The sequence below is a fragment of the Nocardioides sp. NPDC057577 genome, from assembly GCF_042801335.1.
GTDB lineage: Bacteria > Actinomycetota > Actinomycetes > Propionibacteriales > Nocardioidaceae > Nocardioides.
This window is the reverse complement of the sequence record NZ_JBHVGB010000195.1, coordinates 1-11,152: the sequence shown is the minus strand read 5'-3', so window position 1 is coordinate 11,152 and position 11,152 is coordinate 1. Positions and strand designations below refer to the sequence as shown.

Below are 11,152 nucleotides of genomic sequence, written 5' to 3'. Positions count from 1 at the left end.
GGCGGTGACCCGCCCGCCCGGTCTTCTGTCAGTGGGCGTTCTTGACGTGCCCGCCATCAATGCGGATGGTGGCGCCGCTGATGTAGTCGGCAAAGGGGCTGCAGAGGTAGGCGACGGCACCGGCGATCTCGTCGGGTCGGCCGAGCCGGTTGCGGTCGTTGGGAACGAGTGAGTCGGTGGCACCGCGCTCGATCTCCTCCCACGAGCTTCCCCAGCCGCGGTCCGGTGCGATCTCGATGAGAAGGTCCTTGACCGCATCGACGAGAATCGCGCCGGGGGAGACGATGTTGGAAGTGACGCCGGTTCCGCGAAGCTCCCGGGCGAGTGATACCGCCAGGTTGTGTCGGGCCGCGAGGGTCGCGTTGTACTGCGGGTGCGTGTTCATCGGTTGAATAGCAAGGCCACCGCCGATCTGGATCACTCGGCCCCAGCCCTTGTCGCGCATCTGTGGCGTGATCCGCTGGATCATGCGGACACCGGAGATGACGTTGACGTTGTAGGTCTCTGCCCAGCTCTCGGAAGTCGCTGCCGTCCATGACAGGTGCTTGTAGGAGCCCGCGTTGTTGACCAGAATGTCGATCCCGCCGCCTGCGAGCGCCTGCTCGGCGACGGCGTCAGCAGCAGCGTCGGTGGTCAGGTCGCCGAGAGCGATGCTCGCGGATCCGCCGTCCGCAACGATGGCGTCGGCGACCTCCTTTGCGCGCTGCTCGTCGCGACCGTGAATGACGACGTGCGCTCCTTCGTTGGCCAGCAGCTGCGCAGTCGCGGCGCCCAGACCGGAGCTCGATCCGGTGACGAGTGCTCGCTTGCCTGCAAGGTGAAGGTCCATCTATCTATCCGTTCTCTTAAGTGCGATCCGGTGGGGTCGCAGGATCGTGGTGCCGCTCGCTCCGTGTGGGAGCTGGGAGCCACTGGCCCGTCGGCGCATCAAGCGCATCGGGGCGATCGCTAAAGTTGAGGCATACCTCCTCTTGTGCGGAGGCCACCCTCCACTTTAGCGGAGGGTGGCCTCCGATTCAAAGGGGATTGTCCACGTACCCGATGGGAGATCGTGATGAACGACCGAGTGGTCGACTGGCACCTGCCTGACGTCGAGTTGCGGCGCCCGCATCGCGCAGATGCACGTCGGAACTACGACGCTCTGCTGGTGGCTGCCCGGGAGGCGTTCGCCGAGCACGGCACAGGTGCGTCCCTCGAGGAGATCGCTCGAGGGGCTGGTGTCGGCATCGGAACGCTCTACCGGAACTTCCCGACGCGGCAGGATCTGTTCGACGCGGTGTACGTCACAGAAGTCGAGGACCTGTGCCGTGCAGCGTCGGAGGTAGAAGGTCGTTCTCCCGACGCGGCGTTCGAGGCCTGGCTCAAGAGGTTCGCGGGCTACGTCGCGACCAAGCGAGCGATCGCCGAGGCTTTGAACCGCGATTCCGACATGTTCAGAGCATGTCGCAACGCGATGTATGCGGCAGGGGAGCCGCTCCTTCAGCGTGCGCAGAAGAACGGATCGGTCCGACAGGATGTCGACATCGACACCGTGCTTCGCGTGATCAGTGGTGTGGCTGCGGTCGAGTACCTCAGCCCCGACCAGCGCGAGCGTGCGTTCAGCATTGCCTTGGACGGAATGCGAACGCTGTGATCTCAGAACTCGTGACGATGAGCCGCTCGGCCGTGGCTTCCGTCCTCGGGGCATCACCTGATCGGTGACGCGTCGATGACCTGCTGCCACGCCGGCACAGGCGAAGAATGTTGATCGTGCGGCTCTAGGCATTCGTCCTTGCGCCCGACCTTCAACGCTGCCTCGAGAACGGTGTCGCCCGCCACCAGCCAGACGTCAATGTCCGGAGGTCAACCAGCGCTCTGCGCCTGCGAGTGGCACGAATTCAGGCATGTGAGGTATGTCACGTGGCTCTACGGGTACCTCCCGGGGTACGCGGGTGGTTGGAGGGCCGCCCGAGGAGGGAGCACCAATATGTCTGTCACCACACGAGTGGGAACCGCCGTCGCGGCGGGGTACGTGCTCGGGCGGTTCAAGAAGCTTCGACTCGCCGTGATCGTCGGGTCGGCGCTCAGCAACAGCGCCGTTCGCGACCGCAGCCTCGAGCTGCTGAAGATCGGTACGCAGAGCCTTGGCGGCTCGTCGGACGTACAGAAGCTCGGACAGCAGGTCAGCGGAAAGCTCGTCACGGCTGGTAAGGCGGCCGCGGTTGCCGCGGCCGCGAGCCAGATCGACAAGCTCAGCGATCGGTTGCACGAGCGGAGCACGCTCTGGGGCGCGTCGTCATCCGATGAGGACGCCGACCAGGACACCGACGCGGACACCGACGAGGACACCGACGAGGTTCCGGAGGACGAGGAGCCCGAGGACGAGTACGAAGCCGAAGACGAAGCCGACGACGAAGCCGAGGGTGAGGAGCCTGAGGACGAGTACGAGGAAGAGCCTGAGGAAGAGCCCGAGGACGAGCCCGAGGACGAGTACGACGAAGAAGCGGAGGAAGAGCCCGAGGACGAGTACGAGGAAGAGCCCGAGGACGAACCCGAGGACGAGGCGGACCAGCAGGACGAGGACGACGAAGATGAAAAGCCGCGCCGGCGTGCGCGGAGTGCCCGTCGTCAGCGCGCAGGTGCGCCGACAGGAGGTGCCTGAGTCATGACGGAACAGACTCGCAAGAAAGCGGCTGCCGAACCGGAGGACTCGGGCCTGCTGTCGCAGCTACCCGTTGATCGGCTGCGCAAGGAGGTCGTGGGCTTCAGCCGCGCCTTCGGAAAGCGGAGCCTGAGCAAGCTGGGCAGCGGCGTCGAGGGGCTCACGGACCGACTGACCGGCTTCGCCGACGGCATCCCTTCGATGAACGGGGCGAAGGCATCCAAGGGTGCCTCGACCGTGAAGGCGGGGGCGAAGGCGGCCGTCGACAAGGTCACCGCTCCGGTCGGCAAGGTGAAGAACACCGCCGCCCAGGTCAAGGACACGGCGACTCAGGTCAAGGACACCGTTGACAAGGTCTCGGGCGGTCTCAACAAGAGCGAGCAGCCCACCGGCAAGAAGCTCAAGGTGACCAACATCGTCGAGACGGTCGACGTACCCGTCAGCCGGGACGTCGCCTACGAGCAGTGGACCCAGTTCGAGGAATTCCCGTCGTTCATGAAGAAGGTCGAGAACGTCACGCAGGAGGACGAACAGGTCTTGACGTGGCAGGCCCAGGTGTTCTGGTCCCACCGCACGTGGAAGGCGACCATCCTCGACCAGGTCCCGAACGAGCACATCGTGTGGAAGAGCGAGAGCGAGAAGGGACGCGTCGACGGCGCCGTCACCTTCCACGAGCTCGCGCCGAACCTGACCCGGATCCTCGTCTCGCTCGAGTACCACCCGAAGGGCCTCTTCGAGCACACCGGGAACCTCTGGCGAGCCCAGGGGCGTCGAGTTCGCCTGGAGATGAAGCATTTCCGTCGTCACGTGGCCAACCACACGCTTCTCCACCGCGACGAGATCGAGGGGTGGACGGGCGAGATCCACGACAAGGAGGTTGTGGACGACGGTTCCGGCGAGGGCTCGGAGAAGAGTCAGAAGCAGAACGGGAAGTCGAAGGCCCGTACGGCGAGCAACTCCCGGAGCTCTTCCAACAACAGATCTTCCGGGAACGGGTCGTCCGGCGACAAGCCGCAGGCGACGAGGACGACCGCCAAGAAGACCGCGGCCAAGAAGCCGGCAGCCAAGAAGACCGCTGCGAAGACGACCGCGGCCAAGAAGCCGGCGGCCAAGAAGACCACGAGCACGCAGCGCCCGACGAAGCAGAGCGCGAGCAAGCAGAGCGCGAGCAAGCAGAGCGCGAGCAAGCAGAGCGCGAGCAAGCAGAGCGCGAGCAAGCAGAGCGCGAGCAAGCAGAGCGCGAGCAAGCGGAGTGCGAGCAAGCGGAGCCCGAGCAAGCAGAGCGCCAGCAAGCAGAGCACGAGCAGGCGTACGTCCTCCGGCTCCTCCATGAAGGCATCCTGACCATGACCGACGACGAACGCCGTGTCCAAGAGCTCGAGTGCGACGTCGAGGAGCTCATGGAGGAGGTCGATCGCTATCGGACCGCCACCGAGGACGCCTTGCAGCAGCTCGACTGGTGCATCGGCTACTTCGTCGGGTGCGGGAAATCCGGCCTGGCGAGGTCGCTCGGCGCCAACCGGGCCTACATCCGCAAGCACGTACTGAAGCGGGCCGAGCAACCCGTGCCCGCCGGCACCCCGGCAGAAAGCGACTGAGTCATGACCATCACCCAGCAGAACCGTTACCTCGACCGCCCGGCTCCGAGCAGCCTCGCCGACGTCATCGACACGATCCTCGACAAGGGTCTGGTGATCGACATCTACGTGCGCGTCTCGCTCGTCGGCATCGAGCTGCTGACGATCGACGCGCGCATCGTGATCGCCAGCGTCGACACCTACCTACGCTTCGCCGAGGCGGTGAATCGGCTGGACCTCACCGACACCCAGACGCACGGCATCCCGGAGCTGATCGAGGGGGTGACCGAGTCCGGAGCCAAGGGGAAGACATCCGGAGCGATCGAAGGAGCCAAGGAAAAGCTCGGGAGCATTCTCGGCGGAGACGATGAGGACGACGACAAGAATGACGACAAGGACGACGACGAGCACGAAGGTCAGGGTCGCAAGCAGCCTGCTCGGCGCACTCGGAAGAGCACGTCCAGACAGACCAAGGACAAGGAGGACTGATCGTGCCTGTCCACGTCTACGGAGTCACGGACACCTCGGTCACGGTCCCCGTGGACCGAGAGGGACGATCCAAACGTCCGCTGCGCCACGTCGACGGCGACGGCCTTCGGGTCCTCGTCAGCGATGTGGACGCCGACTCGCGCGTGCTGCGCGAGGACCTGATGGCGCACGCGCACACGCTCGAGGCGATGGCCGCGCTCGGCACGGTGCTGCCCATGCAGTTCGGCATCGAGATGCCGGACGACGACACCGTGCGCCACGAGCTGATCGAGAGCCGCGGTGACGAGATCCGCCCGCTCCTGGAACGGTTCGAGGGCCTGCTGCAGCTCACCGTCGCGGTCGACCTGATCGAGCAGGAAGCGCTCAAGGAGGTGCTGCGGCGAGACCCCGATCTCGTCGCGCTGCGCGACCACATACGTCGAGCCGCCCCGCAGGACCGGCACTCGGCGGAGGTACGTCTGGGCGAGGCCATCGCGGCCGCGCTCGAAGCGCTGCGGGCCGAGGTCGGCGACGGCGTCGTCGACCGGATCGCCCCGACCGCCCGCGCCGTCTCCCTCGGCGAGCTCCGCGGAGCTCTGCAGGCCGCCGAGGTGTTCCTGCTGGTCGAGCGAGACCGGCAGAGCGAGCTCGACGCCATGGTCACCACGCTGCGCGAGGATCTGGCACCGCTGGCGTCGCTTCGCTACGTCGGCCCGCAGCCGCCGTACGCGTTTCTCGACGCTGCCTCGTCGGAAGAGCTCTCATGGGCTTGATCACGCAGCTGCTGACCCTGCCCATCGCTCCCGTGCGCGGTGTGGTGTGGGTGGCTGAGCAGATCCGCGACGAGGCCGAGAGCCAGTACTTCGACCCGGCCACGATCCAAGCGGCGCTCGAGGATGTCGACGCCCGGCGGGAGGCCGGCCTGTTGGCTGAGGAGGAGGCTGCCGATCTCGAGGAGGCTCTCGTACAGCGCCTGATGGCCGGAGGCTGGCATGAGTGAGCCCGGCAAACCCACCCTGTCCTCGATCGCCGAGCATGTGCTCGAAGAGCTCGAGGCACTCGTGGGATGTCCCGCAGAGGGCGTCACGGCAGTCCGTCGCGACGACGACGGCTGGGTCGTCCACGCTGACATCCTCGAGTTGGAACGAGTTCCGGAGACGACCGATGTCCTTGCCTCCTACGAGGTGACCGTCGACACGGGCGGGGAGATCACGGGCTATCGCCGTGTCCACCGCTACGTCCGAGCCCAGGTGGAGGAGCGATGACCGAGACCCAGCGTTCGCCGATGTTCGTGAGCAACCGGCCCCAGTCCTCATCCGAGAGCCTCGCCGACGTGCTCGAGCGTGTTCTCGACAAGGGCATCGTCATCGTCGGTGACATCCAGGTCCGGCTGCTCGACATCGAGCTGCTCACCATCAAGGTGCGACTCATGGTGGCCTCCGTCGACAAGGCCCGCGAGATGGGTATCAACTGGTGGGAGGGCGACCCGTTCGTCAGCAACCTCGAGGACCAGCAGAAGCAGGACGAGGAGCTCGACCTCCGTCAGCGGCTCGAGGCGCTTGAGCGCAGCATCGGCGGTGAGAGCCAGATCGTGGAAGGTGAGAAGAGTCGTGAGCGGCGCTGACCCGGCCGCAGTCGTCCATGCGTACGGACTCGTCCAGGGTGACGAGCCGCGGCCCATGCCTGAGCACGGGATCATGAACGCGGACATTCGCACCATCTCGTTCCACCACCTCGAGGTGGTCGTCAGCGATCTGGCGGCCGCATCCTTCGGCGAGGCAGCGTGGGCGGAACACGGGGAGGACACCCGGTGGGTCACGCCCGTCGCCGCTGCTCATCACGACGTGCTCCAGCATCTGGTCGAGCACGGTGACGTACTGCCGCTGCAGCTGCCCGGCATCTACCCGAGCGATGAGGCTCTGGTCGCGGCGTTGGACTCGAGTCGCCAGGTCCTCGAACGTGCGTGGCGGTTCCTGGCCGGACGCGTCGAGTGGTCCGTCCAGATCTTCCCGACCTCGTCTCCACGCCCGACCGAGGCGACCACCCCGCGCAGCGGCCGTGAATACCTCGAACGGCGCCGGTCGCAACAGGACGCCCGCAGCACCGAACGCGGACGGCGCGAGGTCGCCCTCACGCAGACCGACGAGGTGCTGGCTCGCGGCTCGGCCGCGAGCGTCGTGCGCGCCCCGCTCGACGCTGCCGTCACCGGCAGGGACGAGCCGATGCTGCTCAACAGCGCCTACCTCGTGGCGCGGGACGAGGAGCAGCGATTCCTCGGTCTTGCCGAAGAGCTCCACCACGATCTGGTCGCGACCGCCGCCATGCGTATCAAGGTGACCGGGCCGTGGCCGCCTTACAGCTTCGTCGTTGCGGAAGAGCCGCACGACGAGGGCCTGAGCGGGGCGGTGCCATGACGCTCGAGCGTTCTCCCGCACTCGACGAGACCTCGCTCGTCGACCTCATCGACCGTCTGATCGACGGCGGTGTCGTGGTGGGCGGCGACATCGTCCTCTCGCTCGCCGGGGTCGACCTCGTCTACCTCGGCCTGCGCCTGGTTCTCGCCCCGGCCCACAGGGTCTCGCTACCCGGGTCCGGGAGACAGCCATGATGCTCCTCTACGCGGTGGCGACCGCGGCTGCCGGCAGCACCGGCGAGATGGTCGACCCCCCGCTGCAAGCACACCGTTCCCGCGGGTTGACTGTCTTCGTCGAACCACGAGCGGAGGCGCCCGAGCGGTCGACGCGCGAGCTCCTCGGGTTCGGACGAGTCCTCCACCAGCTGTGGTCGTACGTCCCCGTGCTGCCGTTGCGCTTCGGGGCGGTCGTGAGCGACACCGATGAGCTGGACCAGCTGGTCGCGGAGCGCGAGAGCGAGTGGACCGACCGGATCGCCGCTGTCACGGGGCACAGCGAGTGCATCGTCCATCTTCCGCTGCCCGAACGTGTCCCCGAACGTGTCAAGGACGAGCAGACGGGTTCGGACTATCTCCGCCGGCGCGCGGCGGAGCTGAAGCAGCATGACGCCGAGACCGCAGAGCTGAGGACGTTGCTCGCTCCCTACGCCTCGGAGCTCACGACGCTGCCGTCGGTCCGTCCGCAGGTGGCGCGGCTGTCGGTCCTGCTCCCCGACGAGCGCGTGGAGGACGCCCGGGAAGCCGTTCGAGACTGGGCCACGAGCCGGCACGAGGTGATGGTCACCGGCCCGTGGCCCCCGTTCAGCTTCTGCCAGGAGGTCAGCACATGACGCGGCCCGACAAGGCCGATCCATGGCCCCTGGACCTGGACGGGGAGGCCGACCTGCCCTCCGCCTTGAGCAGACGGATCGATGCGGATCCGGAATCCGTCGAGAAGGGGCTCGTACAGCTCGTGCTCACCCTGGTGGAGCTGCTCCGGCAGCTGATGGAGCGCCAGGCGATCCGCCGCATGGATGCGGGAGGCCTGAGCGAGGAGGACATCGAGCGGCTGGGGCAGACCCTGATGCTGCTGGACGAGAAGATGACAGAGCTGCGCGACCACTTCGGGCTCGCTCCGGAGGACCTCAACATCGACCTGGGCCCGCTGGGCAAGCTCCTCTGAGGAGCTCGGCGCTCAACCCTCGCTGTTGATGAGGTACTTCCCGTCGGCGTAGACGAGACCCAACGTCACTGTGCCGCCGTCCTTGCGGCCGTCCTTCATCGCGTAGTTGTAGGTGTAGGTGACCTTGAGCGGGTCGACGCTGGGGGAGACCGAGACGACGCTGGTGCTCGCGACGCTGCCCCACCAATCCCGGTAGCCCTGGATCCCGCCGCTTCTGGACTGGAAGGCCGGGGTCAGCATCGAATTGAAGGCGCTGTCGGGGTTCGCGGGCGCGGTGGCGAGATAGCTCCGGATGAAGGCGTCGATCCCCTCGGCGGTCGCGCCGGAGGTCTCGGTCGCCGAGGGGCTCTGGCTCGGGGACTCGCTGGCCGTCTCGCTGGGCGACGGCTCCTCGGACGCCTCCTCCGACTCCTCGTCCGCTTCGTCCGTGGCTTCGTCGGTAGCCTCCGACAGCGGCGATCCGGACGCGACCGGCTTCGGCTTCGCGCTCGGCTCCTCGCCGCGGTTGGCCCACAGTGCTCCGCCGACCACCAGCACCAACGCCGCAGCGACGACCAGTGCGATCGGCCACCAGCGGCGCCGCGCCGGGGTGCTGGTCGACTGTGCCAGCCCCGAGGGCGCGGCCGGGGCCGGAGTCGGGGCCGCGACCGCGGCAAGGGTCTGCGTACGCAGCGCCACCGGCTCCAGCTTCTCGGCCGCCAACCGCCCGGCCAGGAAGTCGACGACGTCCTCGGCCGACCACCGCTCGGCGGGGTCGTACGCCATCGTGTGCTCCAGCAGCGGCGCGAGCCGACCTGCCAGCGGCGTACGCGGCGGGTCCTCGTGCACCACCCGATACAGCGTCGCCAGAGCGTTGTCGCCGATCCCGTAGGGAGGCTCGCCGGTCAGCGCCTGGAAGAGCGTGGCCCCCAGCGACCACATGTCGCTGGCCGGGGTGGCCCGTCCGCCGGTGGCGATCTCCGGAGCCAGGTACGCGGGGGAGCCGGTGACCTGACCGGTCTGCGTGGTCTGGGAGTCGACGCCACGCGCGATCCCGAAGTCGGTCAGCTTCGCGCGGTCGGCGCGGCCGACCACGATGTTGGCGGGCTTCACGTCCCGGTGGACGATGCCGGCGGCATGGGCCGAGCGCAGGGCGGAGGCGATCTGACCGATCAGTCTCGCGGCGTCCTCGATCGGCAGCGGGCCGTCGTCGCGCACCATGTGAGCGAGGGTCTTCCCCTCGACGTACTCCATCACCAGCCACGGCTTGTCGTCGTCGCGCACCAGGTCGAAGACGGCGACGACGTTCGGGTGGACCAGTCGTGCGGCGAGCTGTGCCTCGCGCTCGACCGCGGCATCCGATACGCCGTCGAGCGCGATCAGCTGTTTGAGCGCGACCGAACGCCCCAAAATGTCGTCGGTGGCGAGCCAGACGGCTCCCATCGCTCCCCGGCCGAGCTCCCTCTCGAGCCGGTACCTCCCTGCGATCACCCAGGTCCCCTCAAATCTTGAACGCGTTCGCCAGTGGTCAACTCTAGGGGGTATCGCCTACTACCCTTGCTTCCGGGACAACCCGTTCCGGGCCCCGGAAACACCATCTGAGAACGACCTGAGAAAGGCACCACGTGTCCATCGATCCCACACTCCTCGACGACCTCGAGTGGCGAGGCCTCATTGCCGACTCGACGGACCGCGACGCGCTCCGAGAAGCGCTCGCCGGCGGGAGTGTGAAGTTCTATATCGGGTTCGACCCCACCGCGCCGAGCCTGCACATGGGCAACCTTCTCCAGATCACCATGGCGATGCGCCTGCAGCGGACGGGCCACACGCCCTACGTACTGGTCGGTGGTGCCACCGGCATGATCGGCGACCCGCGCGACTCGGGTGAGCGCACGCTCAACTCGCCGGAGACCGTCAAGGAATGGGTCGGGAAGGTGCGTAGCCAGATCGAGCGGTTCGTCTCCTTCGAGGGCGAGACCGCCGCGACGATGGTCAACAACGCCGACTGGACGGCGTCGTTGTCGGTGATCGACTTCCTCCGCGACATCGGCAAGCACTTCCCGGTCAACCGGATGCTTGCCCGTGACACGGTGAAGAAGCGTCTCGAGGACGGCATCTCCTACACCGAGTTCTCCTACATCCTCCTGCAGTCCATGGACTACCTGAACCTCTTCCGTACGCACGGGGTGAGCCTTCAGTTCGGTGGCTCGGACCAGTGGGGGAACATCACCGGTGGTGTCGAGCTGGTCCGCCGGGTCACCGGCGAGACAGTCCATGCCTTCACCACTCCGCTGATCACCAAGGCCGACGGCACCAAGTACGGCAAGACCGAGGGCGGCGCCCTCTGGCTCGACCCGACGATGATGTCGCCCTACGCCTTCCACCAGTTCTGGCTCAACGTCGAGGACGCCAAGGTGGGGGAGATGCTCCGTGTCTTCACCTTCCTGTCCCACGAGGAGATCGAGACCCTGGAGGCGCAGCACGCGGAGAAGCCGTTCCTCCGAGCGGCCCAGAAGGCGCTCGCCGATCACATGACGACCCTGGTCCACGGGGCGGGGGAGACCGAGCAGGCCAAGCAGGCCGCAGCCGCGCTCTTCGGCGGCGGCGACCTGGCCACCCTGAGCAGTACGACGCTGGCCGCCGCGATCACGGAAGCCGGTGCCGTCGAGCTGGAGCGTGGTGAAGAGCTGCCGACCTATGTCGACCTCTTCATCGCCGCCGGTCTCGTCTCCTCCAAGGGGGAGGCCCGCCGGACGATCTCCGAGGGCGGGGCGTACGTCAACAACGTCCGTGTCGAGGACGCTGAGGGGGCGCTCGGCGAAAAAGAGTTGCTCGGGGACGGCTGGGTAGTCCTGCGTCGGGGCAAGAAGAAGTTCGCCGGCGTACGCCTCAAGTAGGCTCTGACCTGCGAG

16 protein-coding genes are annotated in these 11,152 nt (G+C 67.1%); 14 read left to right on the top strand and 2 right to left on the bottom strand.

What is annotated here, in order from left to right:
• Nucleotides 1-28: 28 nt before the first annotated feature.
• Nucleotides 29-829 carry an SDR family NAD(P)-dependent oxidoreductase gene (locus tag ACFU7D_RS25815; protein WP_378872788.1) on the bottom strand — a complete coding sequence of 267 codons (801 nt, stop codon included), beginning with the start codon at nucleotides 827-829 and terminating at the stop codon, nucleotides 29-31.
• Nucleotides 830-1,054: 225 nt separating this feature from the next.
• Between ACFU7D_RS25815 and ACFU7D_RS25810 the strand changes: the two genes are divergently transcribed.
• From ACFU7D_RS25810 to ACFU7D_RS25750, 13 genes are all read left to right on the top strand, one after another.
• On the top strand, nucleotides 1,055-1,633 hold the full coding sequence (locus ACFU7D_RS25810) for a TetR/AcrR family transcriptional regulator (RefSeq protein ID WP_378872785.1): 579 nt from the start codon (nucleotides 1,055-1,057) through the stop codon (nucleotides 1,631-1,633).
• A 333-nt stretch (nucleotides 1,634-1,966) separates the two neighbouring features.
• Complete coding sequence (locus tag ACFU7D_RS25805; RefSeq protein ID WP_378872783.1) at nucleotides 1,967-2,641, top strand: hypothetical protein; 675 nt, start codon at nucleotides 1,967-1,969, stop codon at nucleotides 2,639-2,641.
• A gap of 3 nt (nucleotides 2,642-2,644) precedes the next feature.
• A complete protein-coding gene (locus ACFU7D_RS25800; RefSeq protein WP_378872781.1) occupies nucleotides 2,645-3,985 on the top strand; it encodes an SRPBCC family protein in 1,341 nt (446 codons plus the stop codon).
• Between the two features lie 2 nt (nucleotides 3,986-3,987).
• Complete coding sequence (locus ACFU7D_RS25795) at nucleotides 3,988-4,239, top strand: hypothetical protein (protein ID WP_378872778.1); 252 nt, start codon at nucleotides 3,988-3,990, stop codon at nucleotides 4,237-4,239.
• A 3-nt stretch (nucleotides 4,240-4,242) separates the two neighbouring features.
• Complete coding sequence (gene gvpJ, locus ACFU7D_RS25790; RefSeq protein WP_378872776.1) at nucleotides 4,243-4,707, top strand: gas vesicle protein GvpJ; 465 nt, start codon at nucleotides 4,243-4,245, stop codon at nucleotides 4,705-4,707.
• 2 nt (nucleotides 4,708-4,709) lie between these two features.
• Nucleotides 4,710-5,459, top strand: a complete 750-nt coding sequence (locus tag ACFU7D_RS25785; RefSeq protein ID WP_378872774.1) for a GvpL/GvpF family gas vesicle protein — start codon at nucleotides 4,710-4,712, stop codon at nucleotides 5,457-5,459.
• Entirely contained in the window at nucleotides 5,450-5,686 is a 237-nt protein-coding gene (locus tag ACFU7D_RS25780; protein WP_378872772.1) for a gas vesicle protein GvpG, read from the top strand. Before ACFU7D_RS25785 ends, ACFU7D_RS25780 begins: the two co-directional genes overlap by 10 nt.
• Nucleotides 5,679-5,951, top strand: coding sequence for a gas vesicle protein (locus ACFU7D_RS25775; protein ID WP_378872769.1), 273 nt, complete (start codon nucleotides 5,679-5,681; stop codon nucleotides 5,949-5,951). The genes ACFU7D_RS25780 and ACFU7D_RS25775 overlap by 8 nt, the downstream gene beginning before the upstream one ends.
• On the top strand, nucleotides 5,948-6,310 hold the full coding sequence (locus tag ACFU7D_RS25770; RefSeq protein WP_378732651.1) for a gas vesicle protein: 363 nt from the start codon (nucleotides 5,948-5,950) through the stop codon (nucleotides 6,308-6,310). The genes ACFU7D_RS25775 and ACFU7D_RS25770 overlap by 4 nt, the downstream gene beginning before the upstream one ends.
• Nucleotides 6,297-7,100: a GvpL/GvpF family gas vesicle protein gene (locus ACFU7D_RS25765; protein ID WP_378872767.1), complete on the top strand. Its 804-nt coding sequence runs from the start codon at nucleotides 6,297-6,299 to the stop codon at nucleotides 7,098-7,100. The genes ACFU7D_RS25770 and ACFU7D_RS25765 overlap by 14 nt, the downstream gene beginning before the upstream one ends.
• Complete coding sequence (gene gvpJ, locus ACFU7D_RS25760) at nucleotides 7,097-7,294, top strand: gas vesicle protein GvpJ (RefSeq protein WP_378872764.1); 198 nt, start codon at nucleotides 7,097-7,099, stop codon at nucleotides 7,292-7,294. Before ACFU7D_RS25765 ends, gvpJ (ACFU7D_RS25760) begins: the two co-directional genes overlap by 4 nt.
• The gene (locus tag ACFU7D_RS25755; RefSeq protein ID WP_378872761.1) at nucleotides 7,291-7,929 is read left to right on the top strand and encodes a GvpL/GvpF family gas vesicle protein; all 639 of its coding nucleotides are present in this window, start codon (nucleotides 7,291-7,293) and stop codon (nucleotides 7,927-7,929) included. Before gvpJ (ACFU7D_RS25760) ends, ACFU7D_RS25755 begins: the two co-directional genes overlap by 4 nt.
• A complete protein-coding gene (locus ACFU7D_RS25750) occupies nucleotides 7,926-8,261 on the top strand; it encodes a gas vesicle protein K (RefSeq protein ID WP_378872759.1) in 336 nt (111 codons plus the stop codon). The genes ACFU7D_RS25755 and ACFU7D_RS25750 overlap by 4 nt, the downstream gene beginning before the upstream one ends.
• Nucleotides 8,262-8,273: 12 nt before the next feature.
• Here the strand turns inward: ACFU7D_RS25750 and ACFU7D_RS25745 are convergent, their stop codons facing one another.
• Nucleotides 8,274-9,731 carry a serine/threonine-protein kinase gene (locus tag ACFU7D_RS25745; protein WP_378872757.1) on the bottom strand — a complete coding sequence of 486 codons (1,458 nt, stop codon included), beginning with the start codon at nucleotides 9,729-9,731 and terminating at the stop codon, nucleotides 8,274-8,276.
• 134 nt (nucleotides 9,732-9,865) lie between these two features.
• Between ACFU7D_RS25745 and tyrS the strand changes: the two genes are divergently transcribed.
• Entirely contained in the window at nucleotides 9,866-11,137 is a 1,272-nt protein-coding gene (gene tyrS, locus ACFU7D_RS25740; RefSeq protein ID WP_378872755.1) for a tyrosine--tRNA ligase, read from the top strand.
• The last annotated feature ends 15 nt before the right edge of the window (nucleotides 11,138-11,152 follow it).